This window comes from Bacillus sp. N447-1 (assembly GCF_022701035.1).
Classification (GTDB): Bacteria; Bacillota; Bacilli; order Bacillales; family Bacillaceae_G; genus Bacillus_A; species Bacillus_A cereus.
Genome location: NZ_CP065509.1, coordinates 2677799 through 2695347 on the forward strand (window position 1 = coordinate 2677799; position 17549 = coordinate 2695347).

Sequence of the window (17549 nt, forward strand, 5' to 3'; positions counted from 1 at the left end):
CGTACTATTTTTTCCCATTAACTTTCACTTACTTCATTATATAACGAAGTGAGTCAAAGTATGAATACAAAATGACCAAATCGGTTTTACATTCAATAATAACAAATATATATGAAATGTCATAAAAAATACAAGTATTTTCTCTTGGAAATACTTGTATTCCTAAAAAAAATCCTCACAGCTTTTATTCTCTGTGAGGATTTCTTCTATTATATATCCAATTGAACCTCTACACCGAAATGATCTGAAATTACATTTCTGTTTGTACCATTAAAAATAACTTTTGAAGAATGAACTTTTTTACTTTGGTTACACAATATTAGATCGATTCGCAAATTATGTTTATTTTCATCCCAACCAGCAATCTCACCTTGGACAGTCGTTCCTTCATCCTTCTCTATTGCTAATTCATATGTGTCATACAACCCTTTTTGCATCATATACTCATAACCTTCGCCTTTCAATCGAGCATTGTTATTAAAATCCCCCATTAAGAAGGCGAGCTTATTGCTATCTACACGCTCCATCAAACGATCGACTTGACCTTTGAATGACTCTTCTTCATCATCCCACCAACCGAGATGACAAGAGTAAAACGTTATATCCTTACCATTATAAGCAATTGTTGTACTTACAATTTTACGCGTTTTCCAATACGTTGTATCCTCGTTTTCTGAAATGAAGAACGTATCTTCTTTTATAATATTATGCTTCGTTATAATTGCTAATCCTTCTTCGTACACATCATAACCAATATGAGAGAAATCCCAAGTAATATTGTAATCTTTTACATGTAGCGCTTTTAACTCTTCTAATAGTAAAAGTCCAAAATTATCTTTTTTCTTGTTACCGCATACATTTTCAGCTTGTATGGACTGACTTACTTCTTGCAATGCGATGACATCGTACTCTTCTTCTTGAATTACTTTAGCAAGGTATTGTATCTTTTCTATTTGATTCTCTTCTTGCCAAGAATGACAGTTTAAAGTTAGCAATTTCATATTATTACGCACCTAACATATCTTGAATGTCTGACTTTAATACGTCAGCTTTCGGACCATATACCGCTTGTACACCTTTGTCTTTTACAATAAGTCCTAAAGCACCATTTTGTTTCCACTGTGCTTCTGGTGCAACAACATCTAAATCTTTTACTGTTACACGTAAGCGTGTCATACAAGCATCTACGTCAGCAATATTTTCTTTTCCACCTAATAAATCGATAACTTTTGTTGCTAATGAACCGTCTTGTACATTTCCTGTTCCTTCTGATGCCTCATCTTCATTATCAATATAGTTACCTGCACGCCCTGGTGTTGGTAAATTGAATTTTTTAATTAAGAAATTAAATAGTGTAAAGTTAAGACCGAAGAACACTAATGAAACAATAACAAAGTTGATTAAGTCTCTTGTTAAACCTGCGTTAACCATCATTGGCGTACGAGTAATTAACTCAATAAATCCAAATGCATGAACACGTAAGTTAATTAAATCAGCTAGCGCGAATGCAAGTCCTGTTGTAATAGCATATACAACATATAATACTGGAGCAATAAACATGAACATGAATTCAATTGGTTCTGTTACACCTGTTAAGAATACTGCTAATGCTGCTGATAAAAACATTGGTTTATATTTTGCACGCTTTTCTTTATCAACGTTACGGAACATCGCAAATGCAATTCCCATTAAAGCTGCTGTTGAGCCGATAACTTGTCCAGCTTTGAAACGAGCTGGTACAACATTATTTAATAAATCGTTATATGCCTTCGTATCTCCATTTGCTAATAAATTATTTAAATCTGTAATCCATGCAAGCCATAATGGATCTTGTCCTGCTACAACTTGTCCAACTTTTGAACCAGTTAGCATCGTATATGTTCCGCCTAGCTCTGTATAGTTCATCGGAATCGTTAACATATGGTGTAAACCAAATGGTAATAATAAACGCTCTAACGTTCCATATACAAACGGTGCAACAACTGGTGCACTATCTTTTGAAGCTGCAATCCAGCGACCAAATTCATTTAACCCACTTTGGATGAATGGCCATAGAAGTGATAATACAATCGCAGTAACTGTAGACCAAAGAATTACAACGAATGGTACAAATCGTTTTCCATTAAAGAATGCTAATGCCTGTGGCAGTTTATTATAGTTATAATATTTGTTATATAAAGTAGCTCCTAAGAAACCTGTGATAATCCCTACGAACACTCCCATGTTTAATGCAGGTGCACCAAGTACAGAAGTAAAGTAATCTTTTACAATTAAATCTCCCGCTATTACTGAAGAAACTTTCGCTTTTGAATCCGCTAACATTTCAGCGTTTACCCCAAATATAGCTCCTGTAATTCGGTTTGTTAAGACGAATGCTAATAGCGCTGCAAATGCACCACCCGCGCGATCTTTCGCCCAAGATCCCCCAATTGCTACTGCGAATAAGATGTGTAGATTTGTAATGATTGCCCAACCGATGTCTTCCATTACGCGAGCGATTGTATGAACTGCGTTAACATCCCCAGCAGACATACCAATTAACTTACCGATGGAAATCATTAAACCAGCTGCTGGCATTACGGCTACAACAACTAATAACGCTTTCCCGAACTTTTGCCAAAAATCAAAAGACGTAATTTTCATCTGTTCTTCCTCCCCTTTATTTATAAAAACATAATGATTTAAATTATAATTTCTGTTCCCTTTATGAAAGCGATTCCTTATGTTACTTTATTTTTATCTTTACGCAACCGTTTTCATAAATCTATTTTAATAAAAGCGTTTTCACTTTGCAATAGAAATTTATTTTTTTTCATAAAAAAAGATGCTCAAAGAGCATCCTTTTTTATTATGAAATGCGATAAACCCTTGTTTCATAAGGCTTTAAAGCAATTGTTGTTACTTCTTCATGTTCCGCAACTTCATAGTTATTTAAAAGCAAACGTTTGCGTTCTAGTGCAAATGAACCCTCATTATACACAGCTTCCTCTTTTGAGATATTACTAATTACAATGACTTTTTCATCCTGTAACGTACGTGTATATGCATAAATTTGTGGATCGTCTTCTAAAAGTAAATCGTACGTACCATAGTTCAGTACATCGTGCTCTTTTTTCAGGGCAATCATTTTCTTATAGAAATTGAAAATAGACTTTTCTTCATTTTTTTGCTTTTCAACATTAATTTCTTTGTAATTTGGATTCATGCTAAACCAAGGTGTACTTGTCGTGAAACCAGCATTCATCTCATCATTCCACTGCATAGGTGTACGTGAATTATCGCGGCAAGAAGCCCATATAATCTCCATCATATCTTGATGTGGTACGCCCTCTGCAATTTTCTCGCGATATAAATTTTTAATTGCTACATCATCGTAATCTTCAATATTTGGTAACTGAACATTTGTCATACCAATTTCTTGGCCTTGATAAATAAAAGGTGTACCGTGCATAAAGAAATACATCGCCCCTAGAGCTGTTGCACTTTCACGCCAATATTGTTTATCATCTCCCCATGTTGAAACGATACGTGGTTTATCGTGATTCTCAATATATAAAGCGTTCCATCCTTTATTTTCTAATCCTTTTTGCCATTTCGTTAATACTTTTTTCAATCCTACAACATCAAGGTCTTTCTTCTTCTCTGCATCCCATAAACTTAAATGTTCAAATTGGAATACCATATTGAACTTACCTTGCTCTTCTCCAACCCAAAGCTCAGCATCTTCAATCTTAACACCATTTGCTTCACCAACAGTCATAATATCGTACTTAGAGAATGTATTTTCTTTTAGCTCTTCTAATAAAGGTTGAATACCTTTCACATTCATATGTTTATCAAAAGATGGCACATATTTTAACCCTTTTGGATTTGGCATATCCTTGAGGCCTTCTTCTTTTTTAATATGACTGATCGCATCAACGCGGAAACCATCAATACCTTTATCAAGCCACCAATTAACCGTATCGTATAGTACTTCGCGAACTTCTTTATTCTCCCAGTTTAAATCTGGTTGTTTACGTGAGAATAAATGTAAATAATATTGTTCTGTTTCTTCATCATATTCCCATGCCGAACCATTAAAAATACTTTCCCAGTTGTTTGGCTCCGCACCATCTTTACCATCATGCCAAATATACCAATCACGCTTCGGATTATCTTTAGATGAACGTGATTCAATAAACCATGGATGTTCATCACTCGTATGATTAATAACTAAATCAATAATAAGCTTCATATCACGCTTATGAACTTCATCTAGTAAAGCATCAAAGTCTGCCATTGTACCAAACTCATCCATAATATCTTGATAATCACTAATATCATAACCATTATCATCATTAGGCGACTTATACATTGGACAAATCCAAATTACATCTATACCTAAATCTTTTAAATAATCCAGTTTTGCAATAATACCTTGTAAATCTCCAATACCATCACCATTTGAATCCATAAAGCTTCGTGGATAAATTTGATAAGCAACCGCTTCTTTCCACCATGTCTTATTCATAGTCATTCTCTCCTTTTGCATCCCATCGGAAATTTTATGCAAACGTTTTCGTAACACTATCATAACAAAATATGAACAGTTTGCAACTGTTTTCATTGAACTCTATGTAGATTCTTTATTCTTATGCTTTATTTATTTCTCACAAAGGTAAATCTCATTCTTCACCTCTCCTTGTCCACGCGTATTACAGACATTTTTCATATATTAATAAAAAACTCTGATTATTTTAGAAAGGAGTAATAAATTGAAGCAAACAAAATTAACAGGTCGTATCGTTGTTCCCACAGATCCTGACTACGACGTAGCCCGAATGAATTTAAATTTAAGTATTCCAAAACTCCCTTGTATTATTGTTTTTTGTCAAAATAACAAGGATGTCTGTAACGCCTTAAAATGGGCACGTGAACGTCATATACCATTTCGGTTAAGAAGTGGACGTCATAGCTATGAAAATTTTTCTCTTTTAAATAGAGGACTTATTATTGATGTGAGTGAAATGCATCGCATTACTGTTAATACAGAGAAATTAACAGCAACAATTGAGGCTGGTGCAAATCTTGGCACTGTTTATAAAGAACTTTGGAATTACGGTGTTACAATTCCTGCTGGTACAAGTGCAAGCGTTGGAGTTGTTGGATTAGCACTTGGCGGTGGTATTGGTATGCTTTCGCGCTTATTTGGATTAACATGTGATCAATTAATGGAAGTGGAAATGGTACAAGCGTGTGGAAAATTTGGTGCAAAACTCATTCGTGCAAATGAACAAGAAAACTCTAACCTTTTTTGGGCATGCCGTGGTGGCGGTGGTGGAAACTTCGGAATTGTCACTTCCTTAACTTTTCGAGTCCACCCGATAAAAAATGTATCAATTTTCTCAATTACATGGGAATGGGAAGACTTTATTGCTGCATTTCAAGCGTGGCAAAACTGGGCACCTTATATAGATGAACGTCTCACTTCATCGATCGAATTATTCGCCAAGCAACGAAATAAAATTGAAGCACAAGGCGAGTTTGTCGGTTCTCCCTCTGAACTCCATTCCCTATTATCCCCTCTTCTTGAAACTGGTAGCCCCTCTCTCTTTATAGAAGAAGTTCCTTATATAAAGGCTGTTGAATTTTTTAATGGAGGTAACATCCCTGAAAATTTTAAGCGCTCTGGTTCCTATGTCTATAAACCTATTCCCCTTAAAGGCATTCAAATCATGCAATCCTTTCTTTCTCATGCACCAAATAAAGATGCTAGTATTTGGCATCAATCGCTCATAGGTGCTGTTGAAAATATTTCGCCGAATGAAACGGCTTATTTTCATCGTAAAGCAATTATTGCTCAAGAATACATTACCTCTTGGAAATGCGATGATGAAGAAAATCGAAATATACGCTGGGTTAAAGGTTTACGAGAAAGCTTAGATCCTTATACACTAGGTGACTATGTGAACTGGCCCGATATTGACATTAAAAATTGGCAAACTAGTTATTATGGCTCTAACTTTCACAGATTACGTAAAGTAAAAACCATGTATGATCCTTGTGATGTTTTTCATTTCCAACAAAGTATTCCTCCTTTTCATACGTGAAAAAAGGGGATAACATAAAAAAATCATCCAATATACCGTTACCTCGCAGTATGTTGGATGATTCAAGTTGATTTTCTATATCGTTTCAAATTCTTGCTCCTACTCATAAACTTTTACTTACAGATTAATTGTATTTCGTATCATTTTCATGCAATGAATGTAATTTAATATTTGGTACTTTATCTTTTTCAATACCTCTATTATAAGAAACAGGAACTTGAAATTCAAATTGCTTTGTCTCATGTTTTTGTAAATAGACTGGTTTCGGTACTGGATAGCTTTTTGAATTCTCGTTTGCATTATCATATAAAACAACTTTTAATGCTTGTGAATGATTACGATAATTTTTTAAAGTAACAATGCACTTCGGTTGGATATTCTCTCCATTTTTCTCCATTCTACACTGGCTGTCTTCTTTTTTATATTCTATTGCTTCTACCCCTGTTTTTCCTGCATAATACCATGTTTTATTCAATGTCTGGAGGATTGTATTTAAAATAAACGGCATCATTACAATCAAAATACTAGTACCTACTACTTTTATTTTATTCATTTTTCTAAATGTACTAGACTCCTTTTTCCTAGCCATTTTAAAAATAATATAAATGCAATTACATGTAGTATGAAAGAAACAATCAATATATTTGAGACTTTATAATCCATATAAACATACGTATGTATCGGAATCTTATAGACATTGAATAGTTTTTCCCAATTAATTCATTATCATTTGGAATTTTTAATAATAACAAAACCCTATACTGTAACAAATAGCTACTAATCGATCATACTCAATACGAATCATTCTTTCTCCCCTTCACTTTGTATTTTATTATCGATTTTAGCTATTATTACCATACTATACAATCTTTTATAGAGGATAACGTAAAAAGTTCCTTATAAATATATAAAGAACCTTATTAATATACACTATGAATTAAAAATCAATATACAATTTTCACATAGAGATTTCTTCAAAATATGTTGGATCATGTATTGTAATTTTTTATCTAAAATTGTAACAATGCTATCATTTTTTAATTGTTTTAATACGCTGCTAACTGTCTCTCGAGATGTTCCAGATATTTTGGATATTTCAATTGTTGTAAGTGGACATGAAATTACAATCTTTTCTCCACTCTGTTCTCCTAAATCCTGCATTAAATAATTTAACGTTTGGATAACACGATCTTGTGCATTAGGAATTGTAATATTTTGCACTCGATTTTCGTTCAATTTTAATATAGATGATAATTGCTGAACAACGTACATCAATTGTGTTCTGCTGGACTTTACCATATCTTCAAAGATTACCGTTGGAATATAATATACCTCCACATCCGTCATTGCTTCTGCTGTATAGTTATATCCTCTGTCTGTAAACATACCACCATAAGGAAAAATAGAATACCGCTTTACATAGTCATCGTATAATAAGTTCCCATTTTGATTAACCCGCTCTAACTTTACAAAACCATCTAACATGAAGTAAATTCTTTCCCTTGAATCCCCTTCTAAAAATAAAAATTGACCTTTTTTATAAGTTCGCCAATAAACAAACTCTGTTAAGCCTTTCAATTTTTTTTCTGTTAAATGAGCAAATAATTCGAACTGCTTTAAGTCTTTCACTACGTTCCGTCTATTCATAAAATTCCCTCTCTCTTGCTGTATGTTGGAGCGAAAAATCAAGAAAGCGTATTCAATTTGAATTTTATCATAATTAACTTGTATATTCAGATTTCATCATGAAAACTTTATGAACAATGAGTACAAAAAATATTAATAAATAAAAAGAATGAAGTTATTAACCTCATTCTTTTTTACTACTAAGTAGCGTACATAATAATTTAAACATACATGCATACATTCTGTTTTGAAATAATAGTACCGGCTTTTTCTTCTAGTGCTTCATATACTTTTTCTAAAGACGTAATAATCGTTTTTCTTTTTGGATTTGTATTAACAAAATTAATAGCAGCTTCGATTTTTGGAAGCATGCTTCCCGCAGCAAATTGTTGTTCTTCAATATATTCTTCTAATTGATTCACTGTGACATGCTCTAATTTTTTTTGATTCGGTTGATTATAATTTACATACACATAATCAACTGCAGTTAAAATAACGAGCGTATCGGCATCTACTAATTCTGCTAATTTCTGCGCAGCGAAATCTTTATCGATAACCGCTTCAGTTCCTTTTAACCCTTCTTCAGAATCAATTACTGGAATTCCACCTCCGCCCACAGCTATCACTATGTTTCCATCTTCGACCAAAGAATTAATCACTTTATGTTCATGAATACTTACAGGCTTCGGTGATGGAACAACACGTCTCCATCCTCTACCAGCATCTTCTTTAAACACTGCTTTTGTTTCATCCATTAATTTTCTGGCCTCTTCTTCTGTATAAAAAGGACCAATTGGTTTAGTTGGATTTTTAAATGCCTCATCTTTTTTATCCACAACAACACGTGTTATAACCGTTGCTACATCTTTGTTTATATTCCGTTTTTTCAATGCCTTTTCAATTGCATTTTCCATCCAATATCCAATCATCCCTTGGCTCATTGCCCCACAAGTATCTAATGGCATTGCAGGTGTCTTTTCCGTTTCTGCAGCTTTTTGCTGTAATAAAATATTCCCCACTTGTGGGCCATTTCCATGCGCAATTACTATATCCACATCATTTTCCATTATTTTCACAAGTTGTTCTGCCGTTTTTTCCAACGCTTCTTGCTGCGCTCCCGCAGTAGCTTCTCCAGACTGTATCGCATTTCCCCCTAGTGCAACTACAATTTTTCTTCGTGCCATATTCCAGCCCTCCAGTTGATTTCGCTTTCACAGCGCTTTATAAAGTAATACTGCCTGTAATTAATCCATAAATCGCAAAGAATGCTAAAGCACCAATTGCTACGGATGATGCTAATTCCACTCGAGTAAATATTTGCTTCGAACTCTTTTGCTTTTGAACATTGTAAAAAATAAAAATACCTGGCGCATATAAAGTCATTGTTAATAATAAATACTCTAAACCGGCTGCATAAACTAACCACACGCCATAAATACTTGCGATCAAGCCAATTATTATATTTTTATTTCGATCTGCTTCTTCAGACTTTAAGCTATGCTTCAGTTGATAAAATGCTGAAAAAGCATATGGGATTAAAATAGCTGAAGATGCTAAAGAGAATGCAAAGTTATACGCCTGATCAGAAACGACGAATGTTAACAAGAATATTTGTATTAAACCATTTGTTATCCATAATGAATTTACTGGAGCCTTATTTTTATTTTCTTTTGCGAACCATTTTGGAAATACTCCATCTTTAGCCGCTAAATATGGAATTTCAGAAGCGAGCAAAGTCCAACCTAACCAAGCACCTAATACAGAGATGACTAAACCTAAATTAATAAAGATAGCACCCCATTTTCCAACAACACTTTCAAACAAATAAGCCATAGCCGGATTTTTCAAACCTGCAATGTCTGCTTGCTGCATAAGTCCAAGAGACAATAATGTGATTAAAATGTAAATGATGAGTGTACCAATTAAGCCAATAACGGTTGCTTTCCCTACATCACTTCTATTTTTTGCTCGACTGGATAAAACAACAGCCCCTTCTACCCCAATAAATACCCATAAAGTTACAAGCATTGTACTTTTAACTTGGCTGCCAACTGCTCCCCATGAAAAAGAACCAGTTTGCCCCCAAAATCCATCTAAGAACGTATCAATATGAAACGCAAAGATTCCTATGACAATAAATACAAATACAGGTACTAATTTTGCGATTGTAGTTACTAAATTCACAAGGGCTGCTGATTGAACTCCACGTAAAATTAACATGTGAACACACCATAATAATACGCTTGCACCAATAATGGATTCTACATTTTGACCGCCTTCAAAGATCGGGAAGAAATATCCTAATGAAGAAAACAATAATGTACCGTAAGCTACATTCCCAAGCCAAGCAGATAGCCAGTATCCCCACGCACTATTAAACCCCATAAAATTACCAAACCCTGCTTTTGCATAGCTAAAAATACCACCATCTAAATCTGGCCGTTTTACAGTTAGATTTTGAAAAGATAATCCGAGTGCGATCATCCCAATTCCTGTTATAACCCAGCCAATAATAATGGCTCCAGCACCAGCACCTTTTGCCATATCACTCGCTAAATTAAAGGCTCCACCGCCAATCATAGACCCAACTACAAGAGCCGTTAGTGTAAACAACCCTAATTTCTTATCTTCACCCATTCCACTCACCTCTCTTTAATTGCAATAACAATACAAAAGCAATAGTGAATGATAGTGTCTAAAGGAGGAGAAAGAAGAAAGGAAGACTCCCTTTCTTCTTTACTCCATGTTTCCTAAAGTAGCTGCCATAACCGCTTTAATTGTATGCATTCTATTTTCAGCTTGATCAAATACTTTTGAATGTTTACTGCGGAATACTTCGTCAGTTACCTCCATTTCTTTCAACCCATATTTCTCATAAACTTCTTCGCCATACATCGTTTCAACATCATGAAATGCAGGTAAACAATGTAAGAAAATCACGTTTTCATTCCCTGTTGCTTTAATCATTTTCATATTTACTTGATAAGGTTTCAATAACTCGACACGTTCAGCAAATTTTTCTTCTTCCCCCATAGACACCCATACATCTGTATAAATTACATCTGCATTCGCAACAGCTTCTTCCACATTACTTGTTATCATTACTTGTTCATTATATTTTTTTGCTAAATCAATTACTTCTTGTGCAGGCCATAAAGATTCCGGTGTACAAATACGTACATCCATTCCAACGATTGCTCCACCAACTAGTAAGCTATTAGCAACATTATTTCGCCCATCGCCAACGTAAACGAGCTTCACATTTTTCAATTTCCCTATATGTTCTCTAATTGTTAATAAATCTGCTAGTGTTTGTGTTGGATGCCACATATCTGTTAATCCATTCCAAACTGGCACACCAGAATTTTGTGCTAAAGATTCTACAGTTTCATGATTAAATCCACGAAACTCAATTCCGTCAAACATACGCCCTAACACTTTTGCTGTATCCTCTACAGATTCTTTTTTCCCAAGTTGAATATCACCTTTCCCTAAATATTCAGGATTTGCCCCTAAATCTGTACATGCTACTGTAAATGCACAACGCGTACGAGTAGAAGTTTTTTCAAATAAGAGCGCTACATTTTTACCTTCTAAATAATGATGCGGGATACCATTTTTCTTTTTCTCTTTTAATTCTGCTGCCAAATCTAGAAAATATAACAATTCTTCTTGTGTAAAATCTTTTTCTGCTAGAAAGCTTCTTCCTTTTAAATTTGGTCTAGTCATTAACATAATTCATCCCTACTTTCTCCGTTATTTATACTAAATATCTTTACGAACAATTGGCATACTCATGCAACGTGGACCCCCACGACCACGAGATAATTCCGAACTTAGCACCTCAATCACTTCTATACCGTGTTCACGTAATAACGTATTAGATACATAGTTGCGATCATATGTAACAACTACACCTGGCGCAATTGCTAATGTGTTCGAGCCATCATTCCATTGTTCACGAGCAGAAGCAATTACATCTCCTCCTCCACATGGAATAAGAACTAATTCACTTAAGCCTAATACCTCTTTTAATGCTTCCATTAAAGAAGTACGATGTGTAATTTTAAGAGTTTCCTCATCTGATCCTTTTTCTAAAATATAAATATTCATATTCCCTTTTGGCCCTTGAATGGCTGGGTGAATTGTAAACTTGTCATAATCAACCATTGTAAATACTGTATCTAAATGCATAAATGCTCGACATTTTGGAATTTCTATTGCTAACACTTTCTTAATTTTATTTTGTCGGCTAAAAAGATTTTTAGCTAAACGTTCAATTGCTTTAGCTGAAGTACGAGCAGATACTCCAATCGCAATTGTTTCTTCATTTAAAATTAGCTCGTCGCCACCTTCAATCGGAAATTTATAATCACGATCTAACCAGATTGGTACATTATGTTTTGCAAATCTTGGATGATATTTAATGATGTACTCCATGAATAATGATTCACGTCTACGCGCTGGTTCTCTCATCTTATTTATCGTTAAGCCATCGCCCACGCTAGCTGCTGGATCACGAGTAAAATATAAATTAGGCATTGGATCTAAGTAAAACGGATAGTGATCTTCCATTAATTCATATAAATGTGTCTTCTTACTTGTTTCAATTTCGTTTTTCCGTACACCGCCCATAATTTTTTGAATTAATTCTTCATTTGAAAAGGAAAGTAAATATTCTTTTAAAGTTTGATGTGCAACATTTACGTCGGCCTGTCCTTCTTTTAAAATACGATCAACAAATTCTTCTCGAAGTTTTTTATCTACTAACGCCTCCGCGGCTAGTTTTTCTAAATAAAGAACTTCAACACCCCGATTGCGTAACGTTTGTGCAAAATAATCATGCTCTTTTTGAATAATTGGTAAGTATGGAATATCGTCAAATAATAATTGCTGCAAATAATCTGGCGTCAAGTTTTCCACTTCTTTACCCGGTCGTTTTAATAAAACCGTTTGTAATTCCCCAATTTCTGAAGTAACATGTATCGGATGTTTCATTTGTTGTACCTCCTTTTAAATATGTTTGATGTCTTACAAGTACATAATAAATGCTCTGTACTTTCATCTTTGTGAAAGCATCCACATTATCATTGTGAAATATTAAACAAGTTATTTTTTTAAAATCATACGAATATGTATTTTTATAACAAACTATCTTGCTTTCTCAATAAAAATACATATATTACGCATATATGTTGAATATTTAACTTCCGTATTTAAACAAAAATCCTGTTTTTAATTTTATTAAAAACAGGATTTTTGCATCTAAATAATTAAATTTAATCTTTCTTCTATAATCTCCTATCTGATTTCGACTGTGAAATTATAAGGCATGTATCATTTCCACATATACATCCTATTTTTCTTTCCAATCTAACTCATCAAATAAAACACCAATAACATGTGCATTACCAGGTAATGTTTTAATAACCATTAATTGATCTACACAATCAATTTTAAAACAACTTCTCGTAATTTTTTCTTTAACTTTATATCAGTTTGTAAATGCTCTTCTGAGAAAACTTTATATATCATTAATCCTTCTTGAGAAGGTACCTTCGTTAAGTTTAACTCACGAATATCGCGAGAAACCGTAGCTTGTGTTACTAATACATCTTTTTTTGCTAACAATTCTACTAATCTTTCTTGCTTATCTATTTCATACTCCTTTACAAATTGTTTAATTAACCGTTGTCTTTTTTCTTTTTTCATAAAAGACACCCCTTTTAATATTATAGCTCGCTATAATTTTCATCCGAAAGGGAGAGAAAAGAATGTTGCGGAAACGTTCATAGTTTAACTGTAAATATTAAATCAAACTAAATAAAAAAGAGAAGAACAGCATTCTGTTCTTCCTTTTACATTGAAAATCGTTCAATTGTTTGTTTCAAATCAGTTGCTTGCTTCTCTAAATCCTTTAATAATTGATCGATTACTATCATATTTTTAGATTGTTGTAGCGTCACACGTGCTACTTCTTGCGAACCAGCTGACGTTTCTTCAGCAATTGCTGCTACAGCTTTTGTTTGTGCTCCTGTTTGATGAATGTGGCTCACTTGTTCATTCATATAACTACTAATTTGCTGAGTTGCATCGGCTACTTCCATAACACTTGATGACATTTCTTTTAAAATTAATTCCGTAGCTTCCCCACGTTTCGCCTCTTCTTTAGCTATTTTCACTTGTTCTGTCATTTTCATTGCAACTTGTTGTACTTCATCTTGCATATTCCGTAATAACTGCGATATGTTTCTTGCAGAATGATCACTTTCATCAGCAAGTTTACGTACTTCTTCCGCAACAACCGCAAAGCCTCTTCCATGCTCTCCTGCGCGAGCTGCCTCAATAGAAGCATTTAGTGCTAATAAATTCGTTTGGCTAGCAATCGCACTCACAACAGACACAATATGTTCTACTTGTTTCATTCGTTCTTCTAACTTCTGTACATTTTGCATTGAATCTTCATTTTCTTTTGCCAATGTTTGAATACCTTGAATTAAAGACGTAAAGACACGAGTACTATGCCCTAAAGCTTCAACCATTTCTGAAGACAATGTATCAGACTGCTTCGCTTTTTCTTCTACTTCACTTGCAATAGAAGTCGTTGTATCAACAGCAGAAACAATTGCTTGAATTGATGCCGCTGATTGCTCAGCGCCTGAAGAAATCTCTGCAAGTGTCTCAGATACACCTTGCGCTTGTCTCGTTGCTTCGCCTGTTTGTTTTCTAATCTGCTGTACTTGATTATTTGTATACGAAAATGTTGTATCAATATTTTTTACCATGCCCCTTAAGTTTCCTAACATCATATTAAATGCAACACTTAAAGATTTAATTTCATCATCTGTCTTCGGTAATGGAACATCTTCACGAATATCACCCTCAGCTGCTTTTCTTGCCGCTTCCTCTAACTTGCGAAGCGGTTTAATTAAAAATACGGCTGCTCCATATGCTAAAATTCCAGACCATACTACCCCTAATAACATAACGATAATATTATATACAGTTTGACTTACATAACTTTGAAAATAATCGTATATCACGTAAATAAAAAATATACTTGTTGAATATGTAATGAAAGCTAAAACTGTAGTGAATAGCATAAGTTGTGTACGTAATCCAAAAGAAAATGTTTTTCTTTCTTTTTCCATCTTCCCTTTCCCCCTTTTTATAAGCAATATAAATACTACCTATATATTATTATCCATATTTTCATTATAGAAGGATATAGAGATTTTAAAAATCATTATTTCTTTGAATATCAAATTGCACGAAAAAAATAAAGGATTCTGACAATTTATGACTAATAACAGAAATACAGGGCAACATTTGTAAAATATATTTTTAACTGGGGGTTTTGTATGATTCAAGTTCGAAATCTAGTAAAATCATTCGGTTCACTTGATGTGTTAAAAGGAATTGATTTAGAAGTAAAAGAAAAAGAAGTTGTTGTTTTAATTGGTGCCAGTGGTTCTGGTAAAAGTACATTACTTCGCTGTCTTAACTTTTTAGAAATGTACGATGAAGGCGAAATTCACCTACAAGGTGAGCGAATTGATCCAAAGCATTCAAATTTAAATAAAGTCCGTGAAAATGTCGGTATGGTTTTTCAGCACTTTAACCTCTTTCCTCATATGACCTCACTAGAAAACATCATAGAAGCACCTATTCACGTAAAAAAATTAGAGAAAGCAAATGCACAGGATATTGGAAATCAACTTCTCCAAAAAGTCGGCCTTCAAGATAAAGCGGATGTAACTCCTCATCTTCTTTCAGGTGGTCAAAAACAGCGCATTGCCATTGCACGAGCTCTTGCAATAAGCCCTAAGATTATGCTATTTGATGAGCCTACCTCAGCTTTAGACCCTGAACTTGTTGGAGAAGTATTGCAAGTTATGAAAGAACTTGCTGAAGAAGGGATGACAATGGTTATTGTTACTCATGAAATGAATTTCGCAAAAGATGTAGCTGATCGCGTCATCTTTATGGACGATGGAAAGATTGTAGAAGATGCTCCGCCAGTACAATTCTTTTCAGCTCCATCACATGAACGGGCAAAACAATTTTTACGCAACGTTTTATAATGTAACTTTTGTTTCAAACGAAAAGGAATACATTCATACGGTGCACAACTAATCATCCAAATAAAATATTTCAATAACATACTAAAAAACCATCCGTATGATCAATATATAGGAGGGGTTTTATGAAAAGAAAACTATTAACCATTGTTGCGAGCATTACACTATGTACATCCTTCATACTAGGAGCTTGTAGCAAAGAAAGCTCTACTACTTCATCAAATAGTGAAAAAGAATTTCGCTATGCGATGAGTGGATTATACAAACCTTTTAACTATAAAGAAAATGACGGCAAACTTGTCGGCTTTGATGTAGAAATCGGTGAAGCTCTTGCTAAAAAGATGAACATGAAGGCTACGCCCGTTACAAACCCATGGGAAACGCTGATTCAAGGTCTTCAAGCGAAGAAATATGATGTAATACTGGGTAGTATGGCAATTACAGAGGAGCGCTTAAAAGCTGTTAGTTTCTCAAATCCGTACTATCGATCTGGCGCCCAAATTTTTGTGGCTAAAAAGAATACCGCTATCTCTTCTCCAGAAGATTTAAAAGGTAAGAAAATTGGTGTTGTAAAAGCTAGTACCTTTAAAAATCTTGTTGCAAAATATACAGATCAAATCACAGAATATGACAGCGATATTACTGCTCTTATGGACTTAGAGCCTGGGCGTGTTGACGCAGTAATTACGGATCAAATGGTTGGTCTACGTATGATAAAAGAAGGAAAATCGAAGATAAAAGAAGCCGGAAAACCATTAAATCTTGATGAAATGGGAATTGCTATTCGCAAAGATGATAAAGAAATGGTTGAGAAAGTAAATAAAGCGTTAGATGAAATCATTAAAGATGGTACGTATGAAAAGATCAGTAAAAAATGGTTCGGGCGTAATATTCTCGGTGAAGAGGAAAAAACGAAGTAAGTTAGCCATTCAAAAGATTCATAAACAATGCCCCACTGATTAAATGTTCATTTTATGTGGGGCATTTCATTCTCTACTAAAATCTATACAATATGAGGTGAAACGCATGTTTGAAATTTTTATCTCTTCCTATCCCACACTCTTAAAGGCTACTATTGTCACATTACAATTAACATTAACTTCCCTAGTACTCGGTTCATTAATTGGATTATTATTCGCTTTCTTTCGAATCTCTAACAATAAAGTTTTAAATAGTATCGCTCATGTCTACATTGCTATTATTCGTGGTACACCTTTAATTGTTCAAATTGCCATTCTCTATTTTGGAATTACATCCGTTGTTGTTTTCACCCCTTTTTGGGCAGGTGCAATCGCTTTAGCAATTCATAACGGAGCATATATTACGGAAATTTTCCGTGGATCTATTCAATCCGTTGACCGGGGACAATTAGAAGCAGCTCGCTCTTTAGGCATGCCTTATCCTTTAGCTATGCGACGAATTATATTACCACAAGCATTTCGTCTGTCTCTTCCTCCTCTAGGAAACCAATTTATTATCGGATTAAAAGATTCTTCACTTGTTGCTTATGTAGGAATGTCCGAATTATGGGGTTCAGGTTTATCAATTGCAGCAGGTAATTTCCAACAATTAGATACTTACATAATCGTTGGTGCATACTATCTCATACTTGTTCTTCTATTTACTTATTTTGTTAATCTTTTAGAAAAACGACTACAACGAAAAGAAACTAACTCCGTCCAAGTCCATAAAAGGAACAAAAAGGAAGTTTCTTTATAAGAAAAAGCAAGCCTGAGATGGCTTGCTTTTT

Annotated in this window: 11 protein-coding genes and 5 pseudogenes; 4 read left to right on the forward strand and 12 right to left on the reverse strand. The window is 34.2% G+C overall.

What is annotated here, in order from left to right; translation table 11 throughout:
- Nucleotides 1-209 precede the first annotated feature (209 nt).
- The 3 genes from IQ781_RS13485 to IQ781_RS13495 form a co-directional block, all read right to left on the reverse strand.
- The gene (locus IQ781_RS13485) at nucleotides 210-1001 is read right to left on the reverse strand and encodes an endonuclease/exonuclease/phosphatase family protein (RefSeq protein ID WP_139847035.1); all 792 of its coding nucleotides are present in this window, start codon (nucleotides 999-1001) and stop codon (nucleotides 210-212) included.
- Nucleotides 1002-1005: 4 nt separating this feature from the next.
- On the reverse strand, nucleotides 1006-2643 hold the full coding sequence (locus IQ781_RS13490) for a PTS transporter subunit IIBC (protein ID WP_000705560.1): 1638 nt from the start codon (nucleotides 2641-2643) through the stop codon (nucleotides 1006-1008).
- A gap of 205 nt (nucleotides 2644-2848) precedes the next feature.
- A complete protein-coding gene (locus tag IQ781_RS13495) occupies nucleotides 2849-4513 on the reverse strand; it encodes a glycoside hydrolase family 13 protein (protein WP_001044710.1) in 1665 nt (554 codons plus the stop codon).
- 244 nt (nucleotides 4514-4757) lie between these two features.
- Between IQ781_RS13495 and IQ781_RS13500 the strand changes: the two genes are divergently transcribed.
- Nucleotides 4758-6092 carry an FAD-binding oxidoreductase gene (locus IQ781_RS13500; RefSeq protein WP_000814898.1) on the forward strand — a complete coding sequence of 445 codons (1335 nt, stop codon included), beginning with the start codon at nucleotides 4758-4760 and terminating at the stop codon, nucleotides 6090-6092.
- A gap of 124 nt (nucleotides 6093-6216) precedes the next feature.
- On the opposite strand, the pseudogene IQ781_RS13505 reads toward IQ781_RS13500, so the two are convergent.
- The 9 genes and pseudogenes from IQ781_RS13505 to IQ781_RS28450 form a co-directional block, all read right to left on the reverse strand.
- A pseudogene (locus IQ781_RS13505) lies at nucleotides 6217-6897 on the reverse strand (ABC transporter permease).
- Between the two features lie 153 nt (nucleotides 6898-7050).
- Nucleotides 7051-7739: pseudogene (locus tag IQ781_RS13510) on the reverse strand (Crp/Fnr family transcriptional regulator).
- Nucleotides 7740-7939: 200 nt separating this feature from the next.
- A complete protein-coding gene (arcC, locus tag IQ781_RS13515) occupies nucleotides 7940-8902 on the reverse strand; it encodes a carbamate kinase (protein ID WP_000113951.1) in 963 nt (320 codons plus the stop codon).
- 37 nt (nucleotides 8903-8939) lie between these two features.
- Nucleotides 8940-10355 carry an arginine-ornithine antiporter gene (arcD, locus tag IQ781_RS13520; RefSeq protein WP_000503412.1) on the reverse strand — a complete coding sequence of 472 codons (1416 nt, stop codon included), beginning with the start codon at nucleotides 10353-10355 and terminating at the stop codon, nucleotides 8940-8942.
- A gap of 99 nt (nucleotides 10356-10454) precedes the next feature.
- Nucleotides 10455-11453 (reverse strand): ornithine carbamoyltransferase, encoded by a 999-nt coding sequence (argF, locus tag IQ781_RS13525; protein WP_000930289.1) that lies wholly within the window; start codon nucleotides 11451-11453, stop codon nucleotides 10455-10457.
- 30 nt (nucleotides 11454-11483) lie between these two features.
- On the reverse strand, nucleotides 11484-12716 hold the full coding sequence (gene arcA, locus IQ781_RS13530) for an arginine deiminase (protein WP_000682331.1): 1233 nt from the start codon (nucleotides 12714-12716) through the stop codon (nucleotides 11484-11486).
- 267 nt (nucleotides 12717-12983) lie between these two features.
- Nucleotides 12984-13430, reverse strand: a pseudogene (gene argR, locus IQ781_RS13535) (arginine repressor).
- Nucleotides 13431-13576: 146 nt separating this feature from the next.
- Nucleotides 13577-14149: pseudogene (locus IQ781_RS28445) on the reverse strand (methyl-accepting chemotaxis protein); the annotation flags it as partial.
- Nucleotides 14150-14566: 417 nt separating this feature from the next.
- A pseudogene (locus IQ781_RS28450) lies at nucleotides 14567-14869 on the reverse strand (HAMP domain-containing protein); the annotation flags it as partial.
- Nucleotides 14870-15079: 210 nt separating this feature from the next.
- Here IQ781_RS28450 and IQ781_RS13545 point away from each other — a divergent pair.
- From IQ781_RS13545 to IQ781_RS13555, 3 genes are all read left to right on the forward strand, one after another.
- Complete coding sequence (locus IQ781_RS13545) at nucleotides 15080-15802, forward strand: amino acid ABC transporter ATP-binding protein (protein WP_139847034.1); 723 nt, start codon at nucleotides 15080-15082, stop codon at nucleotides 15800-15802.
- A gap of 122 nt (nucleotides 15803-15924) precedes the next feature.
- On the forward strand, nucleotides 15925-16719 hold the full coding sequence (locus tag IQ781_RS13550; protein WP_000823765.1) for an ABC transporter substrate-binding protein: 795 nt from the start codon (nucleotides 15925-15927) through the stop codon (nucleotides 16717-16719).
- A gap of 43 nt (nucleotides 16720-16762) precedes the next feature.
- Nucleotides 16763-17518 (forward strand): amino acid ABC transporter permease, encoded by a 756-nt coding sequence (locus tag IQ781_RS13555; RefSeq protein ID WP_002025246.1) that lies wholly within the window; start codon nucleotides 16763-16765, stop codon nucleotides 17516-17518.
- The last annotated feature ends 31 nt before the right edge of the window (nucleotides 17519-17549 follow it).